The sequence below is a fragment of the Lysobacter sp. CCNWLW3 genome, from assembly GCF_036697405.1.
Lineage (GTDB): Bacteria > Pseudomonadota > Gammaproteobacteria > Xanthomonadales > Xanthomonadaceae > Lysobacter.
The window spans coordinates 92,036-113,444 of the sequence record NZ_JBAHWA010000001.1 but is presented as its reverse complement, the minus strand read 5'-3'; the positions used below and the strand labels follow the sequence as shown (position 1 = coordinate 113,444).

The 21,409-nt window shown below is 70.3% G+C and carries 25 protein-coding genes; 7 read left to right on the top strand and 18 right to left on the bottom strand.

The genetic code is table 11. The features are described from left to right. Window position 1: 1 nt before the first annotated feature. From kdsB to V1318_RS00545, 6 genes are all read right to left on the bottom strand, one after another. Complete coding sequence (gene kdsB / locus V1318_RS00570) at window positions 2-769, bottom strand: 3-deoxy-manno-octulosonate cytidylyltransferase (RefSeq protein WP_332936811.1); 768 nt, start codon at window positions 767-769, stop codon at window positions 2-4. A 135-nt stretch (window positions 770-904) separates the two neighbouring features. Continuing rightward, window positions 905-1,924 (bottom strand): tetraacyldisaccharide 4'-kinase, encoded by a 1,020-nt coding sequence (gene lpxK / locus V1318_RS00565; protein WP_332936809.1) that lies wholly within the window; start codon window positions 1,922-1,924, stop codon window positions 905-907. Between the two features lie 3 nt (window positions 1,925-1,927). After that, a complete protein-coding gene (msbA, locus tag V1318_RS00560) occupies window positions 1,928-3,676 on the bottom strand; it encodes a lipid A export permease/ATP-binding protein MsbA (RefSeq protein WP_332936807.1) in 1,749 nt (582 codons plus the stop codon). Further along, entirely contained in the window at window positions 3,673-4,122 is a 450-nt protein-coding gene (locus V1318_RS00555; protein WP_332936806.1) for a biopolymer transporter ExbD, read from the bottom strand. Before V1318_RS00555 ends, msbA begins: the two co-directional genes overlap by 4 nt. A gap of 12 nt (window positions 4,123-4,134) precedes the next feature. After that, a complete protein-coding gene (locus tag V1318_RS00550) occupies window positions 4,135-4,797 on the bottom strand; it encodes a MotA/TolQ/ExbB proton channel family protein (protein WP_332936805.1) in 663 nt (220 codons plus the stop codon). Between the two features lie 28 nt (window positions 4,798-4,825). Then, entirely contained in the window at window positions 4,826-7,213 is a 2,388-nt protein-coding gene (locus V1318_RS00545) for a DNA internalization-related competence protein ComEC/Rec2 (RefSeq protein WP_332936804.1), read from the bottom strand. Window positions 7,214-7,388: 175 nt separating this feature from the next. Here V1318_RS00545 and V1318_RS00540 point away from each other — a divergent pair, with 175 nt between their 5' ends. The 6 genes from V1318_RS00540 to V1318_RS00515 all read left to right on the top strand — a co-directional run bounded on the left by V1318_RS00540 (window position 7,389) and on the right by V1318_RS00515 (window position 10,293). Beyond that, a complete protein-coding gene (locus V1318_RS00540; protein WP_332936803.1) occupies window positions 7,389-7,769 on the top strand; it encodes a GFA family protein in 381 nt (126 codons plus the stop codon). A gap of 141 nt (window positions 7,770-7,910) precedes the next feature. Continuing rightward, entirely contained in the window at window positions 7,911-8,375 is a 465-nt protein-coding gene (locus V1318_RS00535; RefSeq protein WP_332936802.1) for a hypothetical protein, read from the top strand. A gap of 76 nt (window positions 8,376-8,451) precedes the next feature. Next, window positions 8,452-8,733, top strand: a complete 282-nt coding sequence (locus tag V1318_RS00530) for a hypothetical protein (protein WP_332936801.1) — start codon at window positions 8,452-8,454, stop codon at window positions 8,731-8,733. Between the two features lie 24 nt (window positions 8,734-8,757). Next, on the top strand, window positions 8,758-9,270 hold the full coding sequence (locus V1318_RS00525) for a hypothetical protein (protein ID WP_332936799.1): 513 nt from the start codon (window positions 8,758-8,760) through the stop codon (window positions 9,268-9,270). Between the two features lie 89 nt (window positions 9,271-9,359). Next, window positions 9,360-9,752 carry a hypothetical protein gene (locus V1318_RS00520; RefSeq protein ID WP_332936798.1) on the top strand — a complete coding sequence of 131 codons (393 nt, stop codon included), beginning with the start codon at window positions 9,360-9,362 and terminating at the stop codon, window positions 9,750-9,752. Window positions 9,753-9,873: 121 nt separating this feature from the next. Further along, the gene (locus V1318_RS00515) at window positions 9,874-10,293 is read left to right on the top strand and encodes a hypothetical protein (protein ID WP_332936797.1); all 420 of its coding nucleotides are present in this window, start codon (window positions 9,874-9,876) and stop codon (window positions 10,291-10,293) included. 128 nt (window positions 10,294-10,421) lie between these two features. Here V1318_RS00515 and lolD read toward each other — a convergent pair whose 3' ends face one another. From lolD to V1318_RS00460, 11 genes are all read right to left on the bottom strand, one after another. Then, window positions 10,422-11,141, bottom strand: coding sequence for a lipoprotein-releasing ABC transporter ATP-binding protein LolD (gene lolD, locus V1318_RS00510; RefSeq protein WP_332936796.1), 720 nt, complete (start codon window positions 11,139-11,141; stop codon window positions 10,422-10,424). Then, window positions 11,134-12,378, bottom strand: coding sequence for a lipoprotein-releasing ABC transporter permease subunit (locus V1318_RS00505; protein WP_332936794.1), 1,245 nt, complete (start codon window positions 12,376-12,378; stop codon window positions 11,134-11,136). Before V1318_RS00505 ends, lolD begins: the two co-directional genes overlap by 8 nt. Before the next feature lie 6 nt (window positions 12,379-12,384). Further along, entirely contained in the window at window positions 12,385-12,765 is a 381-nt protein-coding gene (locus tag V1318_RS00500; protein WP_332936792.1) for a hypothetical protein, read from the bottom strand. A gap of 16 nt (window positions 12,766-12,781) precedes the next feature. After that, window positions 12,782-13,030, bottom strand: coding sequence for a succinate dehydrogenase assembly factor 2 (locus V1318_RS00495; protein WP_056174303.1), 249 nt, complete (start codon window positions 13,028-13,030; stop codon window positions 12,782-12,784). Next, window positions 13,023-13,721 carry a hypothetical protein gene (locus tag V1318_RS00490; protein WP_332936791.1) on the bottom strand — a complete coding sequence of 233 codons (699 nt, stop codon included), beginning with the start codon at window positions 13,719-13,721 and terminating at the stop codon, window positions 13,023-13,025. The genes V1318_RS00495 and V1318_RS00490 overlap by 8 nt, the downstream gene beginning before the upstream one ends. Then, the gene (locus V1318_RS00485) at window positions 13,718-14,140 is read right to left on the bottom strand and encodes an MAPEG family protein (RefSeq protein WP_332936789.1); all 423 of its coding nucleotides are present in this window, start codon (window positions 14,138-14,140) and stop codon (window positions 13,718-13,720) included. The genes V1318_RS00490 and V1318_RS00485 overlap by 4 nt, the downstream gene beginning before the upstream one ends. 140 nt (window positions 14,141-14,280) lie before the next feature. Further along, window positions 14,281-15,063 (bottom strand): succinate dehydrogenase iron-sulfur subunit, encoded by a 783-nt coding sequence (locus tag V1318_RS00480; protein ID WP_332936786.1) that lies wholly within the window; start codon window positions 15,061-15,063, stop codon window positions 14,281-14,283. Between the two features lie 81 nt (window positions 15,064-15,144). Beyond that, window positions 15,145-16,899 (bottom strand): succinate dehydrogenase flavoprotein subunit, encoded by a 1,755-nt coding sequence (gene sdhA, locus V1318_RS00475; RefSeq protein ID WP_332938278.1) that lies wholly within the window; start codon window positions 16,897-16,899, stop codon window positions 15,145-15,147. A gap of 41 nt (window positions 16,900-16,940) precedes the next feature. Continuing rightward, on the bottom strand, window positions 16,941-17,333 hold the full coding sequence (gene sdhD / locus V1318_RS00470) for a succinate dehydrogenase, hydrophobic membrane anchor protein (RefSeq protein WP_332936785.1): 393 nt from the start codon (window positions 17,331-17,333) through the stop codon (window positions 16,941-16,943). After that, window positions 17,330-17,725: a succinate dehydrogenase, cytochrome b556 subunit gene (gene sdhC / locus V1318_RS00465; RefSeq protein ID WP_332936783.1), complete on the bottom strand. Its 396-nt coding sequence runs from the start codon at window positions 17,723-17,725 to the stop codon at window positions 17,330-17,332. The genes sdhD and sdhC overlap by 4 nt, the downstream gene beginning before the upstream one ends. An 86-nt stretch (window positions 17,726-17,811) precedes the next feature. Then, window positions 17,812-17,988, bottom strand: coding sequence for a DUF1674 domain-containing protein (locus V1318_RS00460; protein ID WP_332936782.1), 177 nt, complete (start codon window positions 17,986-17,988; stop codon window positions 17,812-17,814). A gap of 29 nt (window positions 17,989-18,017) precedes the next feature. Between V1318_RS00460 and V1318_RS00455 the strand changes: the two genes are divergently transcribed. Further along, window positions 18,018-18,893, top strand: coding sequence for a folate-binding protein (locus V1318_RS00455; protein WP_332936781.1), 876 nt, complete (start codon window positions 18,018-18,020; stop codon window positions 18,891-18,893). 168 nt (window positions 18,894-19,061) lie between these two features. Here the strand turns inward: V1318_RS00455 and V1318_RS00450 are convergent, their stop codons facing one another. Next, window positions 19,062-21,314, bottom strand: a complete 2,253-nt coding sequence (locus V1318_RS00450) for a thiamine pyrophosphate-dependent enzyme (RefSeq protein ID WP_332938276.1) — start codon at window positions 21,312-21,314, stop codon at window positions 19,062-19,064. Between the last annotated feature and the right edge of the window lie 95 nt (window positions 21,315-21,409).

Genomic DNA, 21,409 nt, shown 5'->3' with positions numbered 1-21,409 from the left:
CTCAGGCGCCCGCGGCCAGCAGCGATTCGGCGCGCGCGAGGTCCTCCGGGGTATCGACCCCGGGCGGGAACGGCTCGGGCGTGAGCGCGACCGCGATGCGGTGGCCGGCTTCGAGCACGCGCAGTTGTTCCAGCGATTCGATCCGCTCCAGCCGCCCCGCCGGCATCGCCGCGAAACGCTGCAGGAAGCCGGCGCGGTAGCCGTAGATGCCGATGTGGCGCAGCCACTCGCCGTCCTCGGGCATGCGGCCGCGATCGCGCGCGAACGCGTCGCGCGGCCACGGGATCGGCGCGCGGCTGAAATAGAGCGCGTCGCCGCTGGCCGCGCGTACCAGCTTGACCGCGTTGGGATCCAGTAGGGTCTCGACCTCGGTGACCGGCGCGGCCAGGGTCGACATCTCGGCGCCGCTGGCGGCCAGGGCCTGCGCGCAGGCGCGCACGCCCGCGGCCGGCGCGAACGGTTCGTCGCCCTGCAGGTTCACCACCACGGTGTCGTCGGACCAGCCGGCGATGCGCGCGCATTCGGCCAGGCGGTCGGTGCCGGAGGCGTGCTCGGTCGAGGTCATGGCCACGCGCACGCCGCTGTCGCGCAGCGCCTGCGCGATGCGTTCGTCGTCGGCCGCCACCCAGACCTCGCGCGCGCCGGCCGCGAGCGCGCGCCGTGCGACGTGCAGCACCAGCGGTTCGCCGCCGAGCAGGCGCAACGGTTTGCCGGGCAGGCGGGTGGCGGCGTAACGGGCGGGGATGGCGACGACGAAGTCCTGGGACATGGGGATTCCGGTGCGCGGACGGGCCGCGGTGGTCGAAGGCTGGCGGCGCGGAATGGGCCGCGGCGCTGCCCGCATCTTACGGCGGGCGCTGCGGATTCGTGCCCCGCCTCGCGCCGGTCCGCACGGCCGACGCGCCTAGCGCCCCTTCAGCGCCGCCAGCTTGGCCAGCAGCGAGACCCAGAACGCCTCGGGCAATTCGGTGCGCACCGGCACGCTGAAGAACTGTTCGGTGACGAACGAGCCCTCGCCCTCGCCGGCCAGTTTGACCGCGTCCTTTTCGGTCATCAGCACCGGCAGCTGGCTGCCGAACTCGAAATCGGCGGCGCTGTAACGATGGTGATCGGGGAAGGCGTGCGGGACCACGGCGATGCCGAAGCCGCGCAGCATGGCGAAGTAGCGTTCCGGATCGCCGATGCCGGCGACCGCGTGCACGCGCTGGCCGGAATAGGCGCTGAGCTTGCGCCCGCGCCCGCCCAGCAGCGGCTGGACCTGATCGGCGATCAGGCGCATCGGCCATTCGCCGAAGCCGGTCTCGCCGCCGTTGACGACCCGGAAGTCGCAACGCGCGGCGCGCTCGGGCAGCTCGCGCAAGGGGCCGGCGGGCAGCAGTTGGGCGTTGCCGTAACGGCGGCGGCCGTCGACGACTTCGATCTCGATGTCGCGCGCCAAGCGGTAGTGCTGCAGGCCGTCGTCGCAGACGACCACGTCGCAGCCGGCCTGCGCCAGCGCGCGCGCGGCGGCGTAGCGGTCGCGGTCCACCCGCAGTTTGACGCCGGTGCGCGCGGCGATCAGCACCGGCTCGTCGCCGCCCAGGGCCGGGTCGGTAGTGCCCTCGACCCACATCGGCGGCGCCGAACGCTCGCGGCCGTAGCCGCGGCTGGCGACGCCGGGCTTCCAGCCCTCGGCGCGCAAGCGCTCGACCAGGGCGATCGTCATCGGGGTCTTGCCGGCGCCGCCGGCGGTGATGTTGCCGACCACCACCACCGGCACGCCGGGATGGCGGCGGCGCAACCAGCCCTTCAGGTACAGGGCGCGGCGCAGGCCGCTGACGCTGCCGTACAGCGCCGACAGCAGGCGCGCGCCGATCGGTATCGGAGCGTCGCCGTACCAATACGCCGGCAGGCGGGCGCGGCGTTCGTGGGAACCGCCGGCCATGCCCTACTCGGCCTCGCGGAACTGCATGCGGTGCAGGTGCGCGTACAGACCGCCCTGCTCCAGCAACTGCGCATGGCTGCCGCGCTCGACGATGCGGCCCTGGTCCAGCACCAGCACCTGGTCGGCATGCTCGATGGTCGAAAGCCGATGCGCGATCACCAGGGTGGTGCGATCGGGCATCAGACGATCCAGCGCGTCCTGCACCAGGCGCTCGGATTCGGTGTCCAGCGCGGCGGTGGCCTCGTCCAGGATCAGGATGGGCGCGTCCTTGAGCATCGCGCGCGCGATCGCCAGGCGCTGGCGCTGGCCGCCGGACAGCTTGCCGCCCTTGGCGCCGATGTGGGTCTGCACGCCCTCGGGCAGGCGTTCCACGAACTCCATGGCGTTGGCGCCGCGCACCGCGCGCTCCAGGCCTTCCGGCGCCGCTTCCTGCAACTCGCCGTAGGCGACGTTGGCCGCGACGGTGCCGTCGAACAGCATCACCTGCTGGCCGACCAGGGCGATCTGGCGACGCAGGTCGGACAGCCGGTAGTCCTGCAGCGGATGGCCGTCGAGCAGGATCTGGCCGGATTCGGGCTCGTAGAAGCGCGGGATCAGCTTGATCAGGGTCGACTTGCCGCTGCCGGAGCGGCCGACGATGGCGGTGACCGTGCCGGGCTTGGCGCTGAAACTGATGTCGGCCAGCGCCGGGTCCTTCTGGCCCGGATAGCGCGCGACCACATCGCGGAACTCCAGCTCGCCGCGCGCGCGCGCCAGCGGACGGCTGCCCTTGTCGGGCTCGTCGTCGGCGTCCAGCACCGAGAACAGGCGCTCGGCCGAGGCCACGCCCCGCTGCAGCATGTTCTGCACGTTGGTGAGCTGGCGCAGGGCCGGGATGATCGCGATCATCGAGGTCATCAGGGTCACGAACTTGCCCGCGTCCAGGCGCCCGGCCAGCGCTTCGCGACCGGCCACGAACAGCAGCAGCGCCAGGCCGACCGCGCCCATCAGCTGGACCATCGCCGAGGCGATGGAGCGCGTGGACTCGACCTTCATGCTCAGCTTGAGGTGGTTGTCGGCGATCGCGCCGTAGCGCGCCAGCTCGACGTCCTGGGCGCCGTAGACCTTGACCTCCTGGTGGTTGCCCAGGGCCTGGTCGGCCGACTGCAGCAGCGCGCCCGCGCTCTCCTGGATGCGATGGCTGATGCGGCGGTAGCGGCGACCGATCTTGTCCATCACGAACGCCAGCGGCGGCGCCATCAACAGCACCGCCAGGGTCACCTGCCAGCTCGCGAACAGCATCGCGCCCAGCAGCGCCAGGGCCTGGAAGCTCTGCTGCAGCATCACCTTCATCGCGTCGACCGCGGCCTGCGCGACCTGGTCGCTGTCCGAGCCCAGCCGCACCAGCATCGACGGCACCGGCTCGGTGTCGAAGCGCAGGCCCGGCAGGCGCAGATACTTGCCCAGCACGTTCACGCGCAGGTCGCGGGCGATGCTGCGGCCGGCCTTGGCCATGTGGTAGTCGGTGACGTAGCCGGCCACGCCGCGCAGCAGGAACAGGCCGACGATCGCCAGCGGCAACAGGGTGCTGAGCTGCTTTTCCTTCTCGATGAAGGTCAGGTTGATGATCGGCGTCATCAGGGTGGTGAAGATGCCGGCCGCGGCGGCCTCCACCAGCATGCCGATCAGGGCCAGCCACAACAGCCCGCCGTAGGGACGGGCGAAGCCGAGCAGGCGGCGGTAGGTCTGCCAGGGCGAGACCTGGGCCGTCACCGCTTGCCCTCGCTGGGCGCGGCGCCGGCGCCGGCCGGCGGCGCGGTCGCGCTCATGATGCGGCGGAAGCCGAGCTGGCCCAGGGCGTCGTACACCGTCACCACCGCCTGATAGGGCGTGCGCGCGTCGGCGCGCAGCATCACCTGGCGGTCGCGGTCGCTGCCGGCGACCTCGGCGATGGTGGTCTTCAGCGATTCCAGGTCGTCGCGCAGCACTTCACGGTCGTCGACGAAATAGCGGCCGTCGGCGTTGACCAGCACGATCAGCGCCTTGGACGCGTCGCTGACCGGCTCGCCGCTGGCGCGCGGCAGCTCCAGCTTGAGCACCGAGCGCGCGTCGAAGGTGGCGGTGACCACGAAGAAGATGATCAGCACCAGGATCACGTCGATCAACGGGACCAGGTTGATCTCCGGTTCGTCGTCGGCGCGGTGGTCGCGTATGCGCATGCCGGCCCAGCCTCAGCCCACGGCCTGTTGCTGCACCGGCGGCGCCGGCGTGGCGACGGCCGGACGCGCCGGGGTGCGGGTGTCCAGGGTGTCCAGCAGCTGGATCGCCTCGTGCTCCATCGCCACGATGTATTCGGCGATGCGGCCGCGGAACCAGCGGTGCGCGATCAGGGCCGGGATCGCCACGATCATGCCGGCCGCGGTGCACACCAGCGCCTTGCCGATGCCGCCGGCCAACTGGTTCACGTCGCCGATGCCGTGGTCGAGGATGCCCAGGAACATCTGGATCATGCCGACCACGGTGCCGAACAGGCCCAGCAGCGGGCCGGCGGCCGAGATCGTGCCCAGGGTGTTGAGGTAGCGCTCCATGCGGTGGACCAGGTGGCGGCCGACATCCTCGATGCGCTCGCGGATCTCGTCGCGCGGGCGGCCGCGCACGTCCAGCGCAGCGGCCAGCAGGGCCCCCAGCGGCGAGGTCGCGCGCAGGGACTCGATATGCGCCGGGTCCAGCTTGCCGCGACCGGCCCAGGCACGGACTTCCTTGCCCAGTTCGGGCGGCAGCACGGCCTTGCGCCGCAACGTCCACAACCGCTCGATGATGATCGCCAGCGCGACGGCCGACAGCAGCAACAGCGGGATCATCGGCCAACCGCCGGCCTTGATCAGTTCCAGCACTCGCGAACCTCCGGCCCATTCGGCCGCGTCAATCTGGCCGATAGGATAGCCCAGGCGGCGCGGCCTCCACCCGCTTGGCCGCGTCCCACAGCCTCGGATGTGCCTGGCGTCGCGTTTCCAGCTCCAGCCCCGCGGCCGCCAGCCGCAGCCGCAGCGCCCCGCCGCCGCTGGTGTCCCAGGTGGTGGCGCCGGCCGCGCGCCAGCGCGCCAGCACCTGCGGCTTGGGGTGGCCGTAGCGGTTGCCGTAACCGCTGGAAATCAGGGCGTGGCGGGCGCCGGTGGCGGCCACGAAGGCCGGATCCGACGAGCCCCGGCTGCCGTGGTGGGCGACTAGGACCACGTCGGCGCGCAGGTCGCGGCGCCCCTGCTCGCGATCCCGCCGGACCAAATCGCGCTCGACGATCTGACCGATGTCGCCGGTCAGCAGCACCGCACCGTGCGCGGTTTCGATCCGCAGTACGCAGCTGGACTCGTTGCGCAGATAAGGGAAATACGCTGGCGGATGCAGGAAGCGGAAACGCACCCCGTCCCAGCTCCAGGCCTGACCGGCGACGCAGGGCCGCGCCGCCGCGATACCCGAGCCTTCGGGTGCGCGCCGGTCGCCGCTGGGGAACACCCGCGCGACCGCCTCCAGGCCGCCGGCGTGATCGTTGTCGGCATGGCTGAGCACCAGCCGGTCGAGCGCGCGCACGCCCAGCGCACGCAAGGTCGGCACCACCGCGCGCTCGCCGGCATCGAAGCCGTCGACGACCGCCGGCCCGAAGTCGTAGAGCAGCTCGTGGCGCGCGGTGCGCACATGCACCGACAAACCCTGGCCGACGTCGATCACGGTCAGCTCGGCTTCGCCGGCCTGCGGCAGGCGCCGGTCCGGCCACAGCAGCGGCAGCCACAGCAGCAAGGCCAGCGGCTTGCCGGGCACGCCGCGCGGCAGCAGCAGCCAGAACGCGCCCAGCAGTGCCAGCGGCAGGGCGAACCAGCGCGCCTCCGGCAGCCACCACAGGGCCAGGCCGCTGTCGGCCAGACGCAGGAACAGGGGCCAGCTCAGATCGAAGCAGAACGCCGCCAGGCGCCAGGCGCCCTCGCCCAGGCCCGTCCACAGCAGGTCCAGGCCGGTGCCGAGCAGGGCCAGCGGCACCACCACCAGGCTCCACCACGGCACCGCCAGCAGATTGGCGAAGGGGCCCGCCAGCGAGGCCTGTCCGAACAGCGCCACGCAGGCCGGCAGCAGGCCCAGGGTCGCCACGCCCTGCGCCGACAGGAAATCGCGCAGCAACGAAGGCCGCGGCCCGCTGCGCGGCAGGCACCACAGCAGCCAGGCCACGCCCAGGAAGCTGAGCCAGAATCCTGCGCCCAGCACCGCCAGCGGGTCGGCGCACAGGACCGCGATCGCCGCCAGGGCCAGCGCTGTCGCGCCCTGGAACGGCCGCCGCGACATACGCACGCCGGCGACCACCGCGATCATCAGCAAGGTACGCACGGTCGGCAGGGCGAAACCCGCCAACGCGGCGTACAGCAAGGCGCCCAGCGCGGCCGCCAGTGCCGCGGCCACCGGCCGCGGCCAGCGCCGGGCCAGGGCCGGCCACAAGCGCCAGGCGCCGCGCGCGAGCAAGGCGAAGAAACCAGCGACCAGGCCAACGTGGAAGCCGGAGATCGCGATCAGATGGGTGAGCCCGTTCGCGCGCAGGACCTCCCAGTCGCCTTCGTCCAGGGCGCGCGTGTCGCCCAGCGCGAGCGCGCGCACGTAGCGCGACGACGGCGCGGCGACCGCATCGCGAATGCGGTCGGACAGGCGCTCGCGCAGCGCCTCCAGCCCGGTGGCAGGCGCCAGCAACTGCGACTGCCCTGCCGCGACCAGATAGCCGTTGGCGCTCAGGCCCTGCATCAGCGCGTACTTCTCGGCATCGGGCGCGCCCGGGTTGCGCAGCCCGCGCGGCGCGCGCACCCGCAGCTTCCAGCGCCAGCGCTGACCGGCGCGCAGCGCGGCCCGCTCGCCGCGGTCCTCGCTGTACCAGGACAGGCGCAGCAGGCGGCCGCGCAAAGGCGCGACCTGATCGTCGGCGTCGTCGACGCGAAACAGGAAACGCGTGCGCCGGACCTCGTGCACCGGCAGTTCGACGATGCGGCCGGACACCGTCGCCGGCCGCCGCTCCCATTCCGGCGGCAACTGCCGGGACAGCGCGTAGGCCGCATGCAAGCCGGTCCAGGCGAAGCCCAGCAGGACGACGCCCAGCAGGCGCCCGACGCCGCCGTAGCGGAACCAGACCAGGGCGCCGATCGCGAGCAGCGGGACCGACAGCAGCACCGGCAACAGCGAGGGAGCCGCGAGGCTGGCCACCGCGCCGGCCAACCAGGCGACGGCGGCGGCCGGGCCGAACGCGGCCACCGGTGTTGCGTTCGCTACGGTCGCCGTCGCCATCCCATTCGCCCGCTGGATCATGTGCGTCCAGCTTAGAAATGCCGTACCTGCCCGGCCATCGGCGGCCGCCCCGGCGCGGCCTAGGAATAGTCCGAATTGCGGGTAGGTCTGCCGGGGCCGTTTATGATCGACCCAGCCGGCGCAGCGGCCCGAGCGGCCAAGGAGAGCGAACACCATGCAGCAGACCTACCGCGGTTCATGCCACTGCGGCCGCGTGAGCTTCGAACTCGCCGGCGAGCTCAAGTACGCGATCGAATGCAACTGCTCGATCTGCCGCCGCAAGGGCGCGCTTTGGCACGGCACTTCCGACGCCGGCCTGCGCATCCTCAGCGGCGAATCCGAGCTGAGCCTGTACCAGTTCAACACCATGACCGCGAAGCACTACTCCTGCCGGCACTGCGGCATCTCTCCGTTTTCGCGCCCGCGCCTGGACCCGAGCGTGTGGGTAGTCAACATCCGCTGCCTGGAAGGCGTGGACCTGGCATCGCTGCCGGTGCACGGCTTCGACGGCGAGCACTGGGAGGACGCGGCGCGCGCCTTGCGAGGCGGGTCGTAGCGGGAACACGCACCTGCCGACGGTTCCCGTATCGGCACGATGCCGGCCGGAGCGCCGTCATTCGATTCGCCCGGCATCGCCGTGCGAACATCGCTTCCGCCCGCGACGTCGCGGGCTCGGCCCCACCTCAGGAAACACACGATGCGTTTTGGCGCTCTTCTGGCACTTTCGTTGGCCTACGCCTTCTCCGGCAACGCCCATGCGGGCTCCGCTCCGGCCGAACTGAAGTGCACGCCCCTGACCCAGGGCTCCAGCATGCAACTGGACGGGACGATTCCTGCGAGCGAGGAAGTCCTGTCCCTGGTGGTTTCCAGCCGCGAACACCGGTACACGCTCAGCGACGAGGGCTCGCAAACCACCCTCATCGAGTCGCTGACGGAGGGCGTGTTCGCCCTGCAGATCCGGTCCGACGGCTTCGAAACCACGCTCTACGCCCTCCCCTCCACGGTGAAGGCCACCCGTCTGCCGTACGGAATCCGCGCCAGCTTCGTCGCGAAGCTGACCGCGCTGCGCCCCTCTCGTCACAAAAGCGCGGGTGCGGCCTACGCTTACGACGACTACGTGCGCGACATCAAGCTGTCTTGCGAGTACCGTTACGAGATATGAGCCCGCGGCGGGCTCGGATACCCGCCCAAACTCAAGCATCCACGACGTTTCCCGACCCCAGCCCCGAACTGCGCCCATGAGCGGAAAATTCCTGAAACCCGCCGCGATCGCCGACGTCATCAAGAGCCGGGAGCGGACCAACTCGATACGGAAGCGCGAGGGCCTGATGCAGCACCCGGTGCGCTTCTACGTCTGCGGATGCTCCGACGAATGCTGCGGCGGTTGGCATTCGATCCTGACCGACTACACGATACCCACGGCAGACCAATGCGTGGAAATCCTTCGCGAGCACAACAAAGCGCGCAAGTCGCGCAAGCGCGGGCAGAAGCGCGCAGCGGCGCCCGGCAGCCCCAGCTGACGCCCCGTCTCGAACGCAGGCGCCGTGCACCTACAGGATCTCGAAATCTGCCGTTACCATCCCGGCCCCTATTGCGCGGACAGCTGGCAGGTTCCGCTGCGCGCGGTGGCTTGGCTGGCGCACGGCCATGCCTTCGAAACGGGGCCCACCGCCAGCGGGCTGGTCGCCAAACTCGAAGCGATGCTGGAGCAGACCAATGCAGCCTATCCGCACTACCGTTTCCGCGGCTGCATGCACTGCGGGCTTTGCCTGGCCTTGGACTGCCCTTCGCCGGGACCGATCTGGTCGCAGGAGAACCTGCTGGTGCCCGGCGCCGCCGCCGTCTACCTCGCCCCCGGCGGCATCGTCCATTACATCCACGAGCACGCCTACCGTCCGCCGCGAGAGTTCATGGACGCGGTACTGCGGTGCCCCGAGATCGGATCACCGGCCTATCTTGCGGCGCTGCGTTCGGTCAACGGCGGCGCCGAGCCGCCGCTGCAGTCCATCGAACAAAGCCGCGGGATGTTGGCGCGTTTCGTCCATCGGCATGACTGACCGCCGGCGGGACGCCCGGCGCACGGATCGCAGCGGATCGAATCGGCGAATCCGGCGCGCGAATCGCCGCCACGGTCTGGATTGACTCCATGCGAAGCCCGACCATCGCCGTGCTGCTGAGCGCTGCCCTGCTGTTTCATCCCGCCCGCGCGCCGCGCGCGCAGGAGCGGAATGCCGCCGCGAGCGGCCCGCAGCAGCGCGCCGATGCCGTCGTGCTGCGGCACTCCGCCGCCGTCCTGGCGGTTCCGGCGCGGCGCTTGCGCGTGGAACGGCCGTACGCCGCGCAGCCCGGAGGCGGCGGCGACGCCCTGGACATCTTCGAGATCGTCATGGCGGTGGAAGAAGACCTCGGCATCGCCATACACGACGACGCGATCTATCGGGCGGCTGGCGTGGACGACGTGGACAGCCTGGCTCAGGGACTGAGCATCGCCGAACTCCAGGCCGTCGTGCGCGAGGCACTGTCGGCGGAGGCCGACTGAGGTTTCGCGCCGCCGACGCGTTTGTTCGGGCGCCGCGCCCGGTCCGCGCGACACGGCGCTACGATTAGGGGGCGGTCGCCGGGGATAACCATTCATACGCCCGCATCGTCGAGGGGGTCTCTTGTCCGACAATCCACTGGATGCCGTCTTCACGGCCCTGACCTTGCTGGGCGGCGCGTTCGCCTGGCTGTATCAGATACGGACCAAGTCGCGTCGCGACAAGATCAGGCTCGACCTGGAGATCCTCGAGAAATCCAATCAGCTGTTCGGGGAGGCCGACGAGCGCACGCAACGGGTTCGGGCGGCGGTCGGGCGGCGGATGGACCAGGTCTACGGCGAGCGGCCGGGCCACGGAAGAAAACCCATTCCCTGGGCCGACATCGTCCTGTTTCTGTTCTGCCTGGGCGGCGCGGCCGCCTTTCTGCGCGACGGCATCGGGGCCAGCGATACCTGGGAGCTGGTGTTGGCCGGCCTGCTGGCCTTCGTTGGCGCCGGCGCGGTGATGAACGCCTTGGAGCGCAAGCAGGACACGGCGGCCTGACGCCACGGCCTTGCCGGACACTCGGGCCGCCGCACGCGGCGACGCTTAGACCGTGCCGATGTCGCGACGCCGCGTGGCGACGCCGGACATTCGCGCAACCGCGCCGCGTTGCGGCGGACCGGCCGGAATCAGACCTCGCTGGCCGCCAACTGCCGCAGCTTGCCTTCGTGCAGCTCCAACACGCGATCCAGGCGACGCGCGAGGCGGCGGTCGTGGGTGACCAGCACCAGGCTGGTGCCCTGCTCGCGGTTCAGCGCCAGCATCAGTTCGAATACGGTCGCGGCGGTCTTTTCGTCGAGGTTGCCGGTGGGTTCGTCGCCGAGCACGCAGGCGGGTTTGTTGACCAGGGCGCGCGCGACCGCGGCGCGTTGGCGTTCGCCGCCGGACAGTTCGCCGGGCTTGTGTTCCAGGCGATGGCCCAGGCCCACCGACTCCAGCAGCGCCTTGGCGCGCTGGCGGGCGTCGGGCACGGCGGCGCCGGCCAGCAGCACCGGCAGCATCACGTTCTCCAGCGCGGTGAACTCGGGCAGCAGGTGATGGAACTGGTAGACGAAGCCCAGCGCGCGGTTGCGCAACGCGCCGCGGGCGGCGTCGGACAAGGCGTTCATGCGCTGGCCGGCGACGAAGACCTCGCCCGCGGTCGGGGTGTCGAGGCCGCCGAGCAGGTGCAGCAAGGTGCTCTTGCCGGCGCCGGACGCGCCGAGGATGGCGACGGTCTCGCCGCGCTCAACGGCCAGGTCCAGGCCGTCGAACACCGGCGTGCGCAGCTTGCCTTCGGCGTAGGTCATGGCCAGGCCGGAGCAGCGGATCACCGCGTCTGCGACGGGCACGGCTTGCGGATTACTCATAGCGCAGCGCCTCCGCCGGCGCCGTGCGCGCGGCGCGCCAGGCGGGATAGATGGTGGCGACGAAGGCCATCGCCAGCGCGACCGCGGCGATCGCGATCACGTCGCCGGTCTGCAGATCGGTGGGCAGGCCGGTGATGTAGTAGACGTCCTCGGGCAGCAACTGCACGCTCAGCACCCGCTCGATGGCCTTGAGGATGTGCTCGAGGTTGAGGGTCAGCACGATGCCGCCGATCACGCCCAGCACGGTGCCGATCACGCCGATCAGGGTGCCCTGAACCACGAAGACCTGCATCACCCCGCGCGGGGTCAGGCCCAGGGTGCGCAGGATCGCGATGTCGGCCTGCTTGTCGGTGACCAGCATCACCTGCGAGGACACCAGGTTGAACGCGCCCATCGCGATGATCAGCGACAGCAGGATCGCCATGATGGTCTTTTCCATCTTCAGGGCGCGGAACATGTTGGCGTTGTCGCTGGTCCAGTCGCTGACGTTGTACGGGCCGCCCAGGCCGATCGCCAGGTCGCGCGCGACGTCCCAGGCCAGGTCCATGTCGTGCAGCCTCAGGCGCACGCCGGTGACGCCGTCGCCCATGCGCAGCACGCGCTGGATGTCGCGCAGGTTGACCACCGCCAGGCCTTTGTCGAATTCGTTGTAGCCGGCCTCGAAGATGCCGCTGACGGTGAAGCGCTTGAGCTGCGGCAAGGCGCCCATCGGCGTGCTGCGGAAGTCGGAGGTCATCATGACCACGCTGTCGCCGACCCCGACGCCCAGCCACAGCGCCAGCTCCTTGCCGAGCACGATGTTGTAGCTGCCGGGGGTGAGCGAATCGAGCTTGCCCTGGACCATCTTCTCGGCCAGCACCGAGACCTTGCCCTCCTCGGCCGGCAACACGCCGCGCACCATCGCGGGCTGGTTGCGCGAGCCCGAGAGCAGGGTTTCCTTCTCGATGTAGGGCGCGGCGCCGGCCACGCGCTTGTCGGCGACGGCGGCGTCGACCGCGCGTTGCCAGTCGGTGAGCGGCTCGCCGTAGGCGCTGACGGTGGCGTGAGCGGCCATCTGCAGCATGCGGTCGCGGATTTCGCGCTGGAAGCCGCTCATCACCGCCAGGGTGGTGATCAGGGCGGTCACGCCCAGGGCGATGCCCGCGATCGAGGCCAGCGAGATGAAGGAGATGAAGCCGTTGCGGCGCTTGGCGCGCAGATAGCGCAGGCCGATGGCGACAGGAATGGGTTTGAACATATCCGGCTATGGTGCCATCGAAAGCGAATCGGGCGTAGGCGCTTGGACCGGCCAAGCCAGCCGCAGTTCACGACGGCCGGCGGCATCCAGGATGTCGGGCCACCAGAACCGGTGCCGGAGCCGGCCGGCGGCGTCGCGATAGCGCAGCCAGGCCAGCGGGCCGCGCCATTGCAGGACCGGCTGGTCCAGCGGCACGCCGTCCAGGCTGACCGCGTCGGCCGCGACCACCAGCGCCTGCGGCGAGGCGCGCAGCTCCCGCCGCGCCAGCCAGGCGCCGTAGAGCGCGGCGCCCGCGGCCAGCGCCGGCGACCAGGGCCAGGGGCATTCGCTGGCCAGCACCGAAACGGCGGCGAGCAGACCGATCAGGACCAGCGCGCAGGCGAGCATGCGCGAGGGCCGCCACTCAAGCCGGCATGGCGCGGATGCGTTGGATGAGCGCGTCGAGTTCGGCATCGGGGCAAGCGTCGTAACCCATGAACCAGCGCCAGAGCTTATCGTCCTCGCAATCCAGCAGGCGTAGGAAAACGCCGCGTTGGGCCTCGGAATCCTGCGCCCAGGCGCGGTCGAGGTAGCGGCCGAACAATTGGTCCAGCTCGCGCATGCCGCGCCGGCTGCGCCAGCGCAGGCGACGCAGTTCGACGTCGTCAGTCATGGTTCGGGGTCCCTTGGGCCGGCGCGGCGGCGGCATCCGCATCCATCGCAGCCGCTGCCTGCTCGCGATAGCCGCACATGCCCTCACCCGGCTCGCGCTTGCAGTAGTCGGCCAATTGCGCGGCGATTTCGGGGTCGCGTCCTGCCAGTTCGGACGTGGCGGCGTTCAAGGCGGTGACGATGGCATCGCCCTTGAGCAACTTGTCGACCAGGGGCCAGCCGGATTCGCTTTCGCCGTGTGCGGCCATGCGCACGATCTGGGTTTTGCTCGCGCCGGCTTCGAGGCAAGCCTGATAGCCCTCGGCCGGCGGTGGCCAGCGCGACAGGCAGCCGAACTCGACGCGGCCGATGTCGCTGTTGGCGTGGGCGAGACCGGCCTTCAGCACCTCGGCCGGGGTGTCGGCCGCGAGCGAGCGCGCCAGCGAGTCGGCGATGACCTCGCGCGACAGGTCGCGCACGATCCGGCGTTTCATGGCCAGATCGTCCGCGCTGTCCCCGCCGTTGGGATGGGCGGCCATGGAGTTGACCATGCCGTCCAGCATCTCGACGAAGCGCGCGCTCACCACGTAGTCGCGCGCCACCCTCAACTGCTCGGCCGAGGGCGATGCCGGCGCCGCGCCTGCCCGCACCGGCGGCATCCAGACCGCCGCCGCCAGCATCGACACCACCGCGCTGCGGGCGACGAAGTTCATGCGCGCACCAGCGCGATCGCCAGATACGCCCACAGGGCCCACAGCACGAGGGCGCCGGCGACGTAGACCGCGAAGCGGTGCATGACCCGGTTGTAGCCGCAGTGGATCGCGCTATGCGCGACGCGCAGGGCGACGAAGGCCCAGGCCAGGCCCAGGACGACGCCATCGCCGAGCTGGCTCAGCGCCGCCACGGTCAGCGCCAGATAGAACAGCACCGGCAGCTCGAACAGGTTGCGGAAATTGTCGGCGGCGGCGCTCTGGGTGAGTTTGGCGCTGGCCTGGGCCGAAGTCGCCACCGCCTGCGGATGGATGCGCTCGCGGCGCATCTGGCCGATGCGGACCACGTACAGGCGGATCCAGACCAGACAGGTCAGGCCCGCCATCGCGACGGCGGGAAGGAACAACAGCTTGGGGTCCATCGCTCGCCTGTCGGTGTCGGGCCAGATGCGGATGGTAGCCGGGACCGCGCTGCCCTCGCCCCTGCCCTCGCGCAGGCGGGAGCAGGGGCCAGGCGGCGCGAACGGCAGTAACGCCGCTTATCGCGCCGAAGGCGCCGCGTTCAGACGCGGCGCGCCAGCATCAGCTTCTTGATCTCGCCGATCGCCTGCGCCGGGTTCAGGCCCTTCGGGCAGGTGCGCGCGCAGTTCATGATGGTGTGGCAGCGGTAGAGCTTGAACGGATCCTCGAGGTCGTCCAGGCGCGCGCCGGTGTCCTCGTCGCGCGAATCGACGATCCAGCGGTAGGCCTGCAGCAGGATCGCCGGGCCGAGGTAGCGGTCGCCGTTCCACCAGTAGCTGGGGCAGCTGGTCGAGCAGCAGGCGCACAGGATGCATTCGTACAGGCCGTCGAGCTTCTTGCGGTCTTCCGGCGACTGCAGGCGTTCGCGGTCGGACGGGGTCGCGCTCTGGGTGCGCAGCCAGGGCTTGATCGAGGCGTACTGGGCGTAGAAGTGGGTCAGGTCCGGAACCAGGTCCTTGACCACGTCCATGTGCGGCAGCGGGTAGATCGGCACTTCGGCCTTGCCGCAGTCGGCGATCGCGCGCGTGCAGGCCAGGGTGTTGGTGCCGTCGATGTTCATCGCGCAGGAACCGCAGATGCCTTCGCGGCAGGAGCGGCGGAAGGTCAGGGTCGGGTCGATCTCGTTCTTGATCTTGATCAAGGCGTCCAGAACCATCGGACCGCAGCTCGCCAGGTCCACCTCGTAGGTGTCCACGCGCGGGTTCATGCCGTCGTCGGGGTTCCAGCGGTAGACCTTGAAGGTGCGCGGCTGCTTGGCGCCCGGCGTCGCCCAATGGCGGCCCTTCTGGATCTGCGAGTTCTTGGGTAGGGCGAATTCGGCCATGCTGGCAATCTCTCGGCTAGCGTCGGTACTGGGGTCGGTTGCGGTGCCGGCGCGCGTTGCGGCGCGCGCCGTGTGGGCCGATCAGTACTTACGCTCCTTGGGCGGGACGTAGGCGACGTCGTCGGTGAGCGTGTAGTTGTGCACCGGGCGGTAATCGATGCTGGTCTTGCCGCTCTCGTCGACATAGCACAGGGTGTGCTTCTGCCACTGCTCGTCGTTGCGCGTCGGGAAGTCTTCGCGCGCATGCGCGCCGCGCGACTCGGTGCGGTTCTCGGCCGAGACGATGGTCGCCAGGGCCTGGCCGAGCAGGTTGGACAGCTCGTAGGTCTCGATCAGGTCCGAGTTCCAGATCAGCGAGCGGTCGCTGACCTTGACGTCGGCGAACGAAGCGTGGATCTCGCGGATCTTGCGCACGCCTTCGCTGAGCGTCTCGCCGGTGCGGAACACCGCGGCGTCGGCCTGCATGGTGCGCTGCATGCGATCGCGGATGACCGCGGTCGAGGTGCCGCCGTTGGCGTTGCGCAGCTTGTCCAGGCGCGCCAGCGCCTCGTCGCAGGCGTCGGCCGCCAGGCGCGGCTGCGGCGCGTCGGGCTTGATCGTCTCGGCGCAGCGGTTGGCGACCGCGCGGCCGAACACCACCAGGTCGAGCAGCGAGTTCGAGCCCAGGCGGTTGGCGCCGTGCACCGACACGCAGGCGGCTTCGCCGATCGCATACAGGCCCGGCACCACCGAATCGGGGTTGCCGTTCTTCAGCTGCACCACTTCGCCGTGGTAGTTGGTCGGGATGCCGCCCATGTTGTAGTGCACGGTCGGGATGACCGGGATCGGCTCCTTCTCGACATCGACGTTGGCGAAGATGCGCGCCGACTCGGCGATGCCCGGCAGCTTCTCGTGGATCACTTCCGGGCCCAGGTGGGTCAGGTCGAGCAGGATGTGGTCCTTGTGCTCGCCGACGCCGCGGCCTTCGCGGATCTCGATGGTCATCGAACGGCTGACCATGTCGCGCGGCGCCAGGTCCTTCACGCTGGGCGCGTAGCGCTCCATGAAGCGCTCGCCGTTGCTGTTGCGCAGGATGCCGCCCTCGCCTCGCACGCCCTCGGTGATCAGGCAGCCGGCGCCGTAGATGCCGGTCGGGTGGAACTGCACGAACTCCATGTCCTGCAGGCCCAGGCCGGCGCGCAGGGCCATGCCGCCGCCGTCGCCGGTGCAGGTATGGGCCGAGGTCGCGGAGAAATAGGCGCGGCCGTAGCCGCCGGTCGCCAGCACCGTGCCCTGGGCGCGGAACAGGTGCAGCGTGCCCTCGGCCATGTCCAGGGCGAGCACGCCGCGGCAGGCGCCGTCGGCGTCCATGATCAGGTCGAGCGCGAAATACTCGATGAAGAACTGCGCGTCGTGCGCCAGCGACTGCTGGTACAGGGTGTGCAGGATGGCGTGGCCGGTGCGGTCGGCGGCGGCGCAGGTGCGCTGCGCCGGCGGGCCTTCGCCGTACTTGGTGGTCATGCCGCCGAACGGGCGCTGGTAGATCTTGCCCTCTTCGGTGCGCGAGAACGGCACGCCCTGGTGCTCGAGCTCGATGATGGCCGGGATGGCCTCCTTGCACATGTACTCGATCGCGTCCTGGTCGCCCAGCCAGTCCGAACCCTTGACGGTATCGAAGAAGTGGTAGCGCCAGTCGTCCTCGCCCATGTTGGCCAGCGCGGCCGAGATGCCGCCCTGGGCGGCGACGGTGTGCGAGCGGGTCGGGAACACCTTGGTGATGCAGGCGGTCTTCAGGCCCTTCTGGGCCAGGCCGAAGGTGGCGCGCAGGCCGGCGCCGCCGGCGCCGACCACGATCATGTCGAACTTGTGTTCCTGGATCTTGTAAGCGGCGGCCACGGTCAGGCTCCCAGCGCGATGCGGATAACGGCGAGCACGCTAGCGAGCGCAGCGAGGACGCAGACGAAAACGACAGTGAGCTGGGAGGCGATCGCCAGCCACGGGGTATGCACGTAGTCCTCGATGATCACCTGCAGGCCGAGCTTGGCGTGCCAGAACATCGCGACCAGGAAGGCCACCAGCAGCACCGCGTTGCAGGGATGGGCGACCGAGGCGCGCACCGCGGCATAGTCGTCGCCGATCCAGGAGATCACCAGGCCGACCACGTAGACGGCCAGGAAGATCAGCGCGATCGCGGTCACGCGCTGGACCACGAAGTGGTGGGTGCCGTCCTTCGCCGAGCCCAGGCCGCGCGCGGTCTTGAGCGGGTTGCGCAGCTTGCCGCGGGTGTTCATGCGCCACCCCGCTGCAGCATCGCGACCAGCCAGATCACGGCGGTCAGCACCAGGCTGCCGATCACGCTGATCCAGCCGTTGCGCACGAAGGTCGCCACGCGATAGGCGTAGCCGGCGTCCTGGACCAGATGGCGGATGCCGTTGAGCAGGTGGTAGGCGAAGGCCCAGGTCCAGCCGAACAGGACCAGGAAGCCCAGCGGCGAGCGCGCGCAGGCGGTGAATTGGGCCCAGGCCTGGGGCCCGGCCGCCAGGGCGACCAGGCCCCAGGCGATCAGCAGAGCGCCGACGGCAAGGATGATACCGGTGGTCCGGTGCACGATCGAGGTCACCATCTGGATCTGCCAGGCATAAACCTGCAGATGCGGTGACAGGGGGCGTTCGCGGTTCGCCATGAGCGATGGCTGTCTCGGCTGGGCGGCGGCGCCGCGTGGCAGGAAGGATGGTGGGTGGCGGTGTAGACGAAACGGTGAAGACGTAGCTAGAAGTCGATGCAGCGGCCGTTCTTTTCCCAATCGCCGTAGCGGGTCGGGTCGGGACCGTCGCGGCCGCCGTACTCCTTACCCGGTGGCGCATCGCTGCCCGTGGCCGGAACGGAAGTCGTCGGGGCCTCGACCTGGGGGTCGGGCACTGCTTCCGGAGTGGTTTCGCCTATCATCACAGCGTTAAATCTTAAGTCCCGCCCCCATGCATGACAACCCGCAGGCTACGTCCGGACAGGCATCCGCCCTGCCCGGCCACCGCGTGATCGAGCTTTCCGGCCGCGACGCGGCGGCGTTCGCGCAGGCGCAGTTCATGAACGATGTCAACGCCTTGGCCCCCGGCCAGTGGCACTGGAGCGGCTGGCTGACGCCCAAAGGACGGGTCGTGGCGCTGATGGCTTTGCTGCGTCTGGCCGATGAGCGGATCTGGCTGCTCCTGCCCGATGCCGACCCGGAATCGGTCGCCACTGCGCTGAAACGCTTCCTGTTCCGCAGCAAGACGAGCATCGTCGTGCGCGACGATCTGCGCGCCGCAGGCCGTTACGGCGCGCCGCAGGCCGCCGCGGGCGCGGTCCTGGCCGGCGACGAGGTTACGGGCGTGGAACTGGACTACAGCGGCGACGGCGGCGCGCGCGCGCTGCGCATCGTGCCCGCGCAGGCCGCGGGCGCGGAAGACCCCGGCCTGGCCGCGCGCTGGGCCCTGGACGACCTGCGCCACGGCCTGCCCCGGCTGGACCCGTCCCAGCTCGATCTATGGACCCCGCAGCAGCTGTCCTTGGAGCGCCTGCGCGCTTTCAGCGTCAAGAAGGGCTGCTACCCGGGGCAGGAAATCGTCGCGCGCACCCATTTCCTGGGCAAGGCCAAGCGCGGGCTGGCGCTGATCGAGTCGCCGCACGCGGTCGTGGTCGGCGCCGAACTGCGCTCGCATCAGACGGTACTGGGCACGGTCGCGGCCAGCGCCAGCGAAGGCCAACGTCATCTGGCCCTGGCGGTCGCGCCCTTGGAGCGGGCCGAGGGCGGACTCAGCCTGGACGGTCATGCGGTGGCCGAGATCGCCTTGCTGGACGGCTTGGCGCGCTGAGCCTCGACGCCGCGGACCTGCCTACCGTTGTAGGAGCGGCGTAAGCCGCGACCGCAGACTGATGGATCGCGGCGCCGCCATGCGTAGCAGCGCGGTCGCGGCTTACGCCGCTCCTACCCCTAAGCTTCGGCGCAGGCGGGGGCAGCGAACCGCCCCGCCCGCGCAAGCTCAGCCCGCGGCCAGCGCATCGGCCGCGGCGACGATGTCCTCTTCGCCGGGGATCACCAGGAAGGCCGCGCCGGCCAGCGGGGTGTAGGTGTCGACGCCGACCACGCGCCGGAACGGGCGCGCGCCGTAGCCGCCCTCGGCGATCGCGGTGATCACGCCCTCGCCCACGCCGGCGCTGCGGCGGCCTTCGTCGACCACGATGATGCGCTTGGCCTGGCGCGCCTGCTCGACGATGTAGGCGTCGTTGAGCGGCACCAGCCAGCGCAGGTCGACCACGCGGGTTTTCCAGCCGTGCTTGGCCTCGATCGCGCGCGCGGCGCGCAGGCTCATCGGCACGCCGTTGCCGTAACTGAAGATCACCAGCTCGTCGCCGTCGCTGCCGTCGCCAGGCAAGTAGACCCGGCCCTCGCCCAGGGTCATCGCCTCGTCGGGCTGCGGGTAGGTGGTCAGCCAGGCGCCGTCGCCGGGCTCGTACAGGTCCTTGCCCATGTACAGCGCGATCGGTTCCAGGAACACCGCCACGCGGCCGTCGACCTTGGCCAGCGCGGTCAGGGTGCGCAGCATGGTCGCGGCATCGTCGCCGCGCGAGGGGCAGCCGACCACCAGACCGGGAATGTCGCGCAGCGCGGTGATCGAGTTGTCGTTGTGGAAGTGGCCGCCGAAGCCGCGCTGGTAACCCAGGCCGGCGATGCGCACCACCATCGGGTTGCGGTACTGGTCGTTGCTGAAGAACTGCAACGAGGCCGCTTCGCCGCGGATCTGGTCGCAGGCGTTGTGGAAGTACGCCAGGTACTGGATTTCCGGAATCGGCAGCAGGCCGACGTTGGCGAAGCCCTGGGCCATGCCCAGGATCATGGTTTCGTCGAGCAGGGTGTTGAACACCCGGCGCGGGCCGAAGGCCTTCTGCAGACCCTTGGTGACAGTGTAGACGCCGCCCTTCTGGGCCACGTCCTCGCCGAACAGCAGGGTCTCGGGGTACTTGGCGAAGATGTCGTGCAGGGCGTTGTTGATCTGGATCGCCAGATGCCGCGGCGGCTGGTTCTCCGGCAGCTTGGCTTCGCCGCCGAACACCTCCAGGCGGCGCTGCGCGTAGTCGGCGCGCGCGGCTTCCTTGGCCACCGCCTCGGGCGAATACGGCGCCAGCGGCGCGACCACGTCGGCGAGCCGGTCGAGCTTGGGCCGGCGGTCGGCCTCCTCGGCGCCGGCGAAGCAGCGCTTGCGCGTGGCTTCGTAGAGTTCGAGCACCTCCTCGCGCGACATCAGGCCCGATTCCAGCGCGATCGCGGCCGAACGCAGCAGCGGATCGCCGGCTTCCACCGCGCACAGCTCCTCGACCGAACGCCATTCGATCTCGAAGTCGGTGCCGGCGTGGCCCATGATGCGGGTAGTGCGCAGGTGCAGGAAGGTCGGACGGCGCGTGCGCCGGCAATGCTCGACCGCGCGCAGCACGTCGGCGTAGCCGCTGGCCAGGTCGAGGCCGTCGGCGGCGAAGTAGTCCAGGCCGTCCATGTTGCGGAAGCGGTTGCCGATCCAGCCGCCCGGAGTCTTCACCGAGATGCCGATGCCGTTGTCCTCGCACACGAACAGCACCGGCGCCGGCAGCTTCTGGTAAGCGGTCCAGGCGGCGGCGTTGAACGCGGTCTGGGCGGTGGCGTGGTTGGCCGAGGCGTCGCCGAAAGAGCAGATCGCGATGCTGTCGTCGGGGATCGGCAGCGCATGACCGAGGCGACGGCCGGTTTCGATCGCCACCGCGGTGCCCAGCGCCTTGGGCAGGTGCGAGGCGATGGTCGAAGTCTGCGGCAATACCCACAAGGGCTTGCTGCCCCAGACCTTGTGGCGCCCGCCGGAAGCCGGATCGTCCTTGCTGGCCGCGAACGACAGCGCCGAGTCCATCACCGGGTCCATGCCCGGCAGCTTGCGGAAGCGCTCGGCCATGAAGCCGCCGCTGCGGTAGTGCAGGAAGGCCGGATCGGTATGGCGGGTCAGGCGCGCGACCATCGCGTTGCCTTCGTGACCGCTGGAGCCGATGGTGTAGAAAACCTTGTTCTGCACGCGCAGCACGCGCGCCATCAGGTCCAGGTGGCGGCTGATCAGCTGCGATTCGAACAGTTCGCGGAAGCCCTGCGCGTCCAGCGCGCTGCCGTCCAGCACCGCCTCGTGCGCGGCCGGGCGCGCGTCGGCGCGGCCGTTCCAGGCTTTGACGAACTCGACGAAGTTGAGGTCGCAGATCTCGGCCCGGTTGAGGCCCTTCATGCGCGCCGGAATCGGATCGGGCACGGTGTTGAAGCGGGGGACGCTGCTGAAGATCGAAGACTGCGGTTGCGCGGACATCGGACACTCCGCCGCCC

Coding starts and splice junctions, on each gene's coding strand:
- kdsB (WP_332936811.1), bottom strand. CDS start 769: ATGTCCCAGGACTTCGTCGTCGCCATCCCCGCCCGTTACGCCGCCACC.
- lpxK (WP_332936809.1), bottom strand. CDS start 1,924: ATGGCCGGCGGTTCCCACGAACGCCGCGCCCGCCTGCCGGCGTATTGG.
- V1318_RS00555 (WP_332936806.1), bottom strand. CDS start 4,122: ATGCGCATACGCGACCACCGCGCCGACGACGAACCGGAGATCAACCTG.
- V1318_RS00545 (WP_332936804.1), bottom strand. CDS start 7,213: ATGGCGACGGCGACCGTAGCGAACGCAACACCGGTGGCCGCGTTCGGC.
- V1318_RS00540 (WP_332936803.1), top strand. CDS start 7,389: ATGCAGCAGACCTACCGCGGTTCATGCCACTGCGGCCGCGTGAGCTTC.
- V1318_RS00535 (WP_332936802.1), top strand. CDS start 7,911: ATGCGTTTTGGCGCTCTTCTGGCACTTTCGTTGGCCTACGCCTTCTCC.
- V1318_RS00530 (WP_332936801.1), top strand. CDS start 8,452: ATGAGCGGAAAATTCCTGAAACCCGCCGCGATCGCCGACGTCATCAAG.
- V1318_RS00520 (WP_332936798.1), top strand. CDS start 9,360: ATGCGAAGCCCGACCATCGCCGTGCTGCTGAGCGCTGCCCTGCTGTTT.
- lolD (WP_332936796.1), bottom strand. CDS start 11,141: ATGAGTAATCCGCAAGCCGTGCCCGTCGCAGACGCGGTGATCCGCTGC.
- V1318_RS00505 (WP_332936794.1), bottom strand. CDS start 12,378: ATGTTCAAACCCATTCCTGTCGCCATCGGCCTGCGCTATCTGCGCGCC.
- V1318_RS00500 (WP_332936792.1), bottom strand. CDS start 12,765: ATGCTCGCCTGCGCGCTGGTCCTGATCGGTCTGCTCGCCGCCGTTTCG.
- V1318_RS00495 (WP_056174303.1), bottom strand. CDS start 13,030: ATGACTGACGACGTCGAACTGCGTCGCCTGCGCTGGCGCAGCCGGCGC.
- V1318_RS00490 (WP_332936791.1), bottom strand. CDS start 13,721: ATGAACTTCGTCGCCCGCAGCGCGGTGGTGTCGATGCTGGCGGCGGCG.
- V1318_RS00485 (WP_332936789.1), bottom strand. CDS start 14,140: ATGGACCCCAAGCTGTTGTTCCTTCCCGCCGTCGCGATGGCGGGCCTG.
- V1318_RS00480 (WP_332936786.1), bottom strand. CDS start 15,063: ATGGCCGAATTCGCCCTACCCAAGAACTCGCAGATCCAGAAGGGCCGC.
- sdhA (WP_332938278.1), bottom strand. CDS start 16,899: ATGATCGTGGTCGGCGCCGGCGGCGCCGGCCTGCGCGCCACCTTCGGC.
- sdhD (WP_332936785.1), bottom strand. CDS start 17,333: ATGAACACCCGCGGCAAGCTGCGCAACCCGCTCAAGACCGCGCGCGGC.
- sdhC (WP_332936783.1), bottom strand. CDS start 17,725: ATGGCGAACCGCGAACGCCCCCTGTCACCGCATCTGCAGGTTTATGCC.
- V1318_RS00460 (WP_332936782.1), bottom strand. CDS start 17,988: ATGATAGGCGAAACCACTCCGGAAGCAGTGCCCGACCCCCAGGTCGAG.
- V1318_RS00455 (WP_332936781.1), top strand. CDS start 18,018: ATGCATGACAACCCGCAGGCTACGTCCGGACAGGCATCCGCCCTGCCC.
- V1318_RS00450 (WP_332938276.1), bottom strand. CDS start 21,314: ATGAAGGGCCTCAACCGGGCCGAGATCTGCGACCTCAACTTCGTCGAG.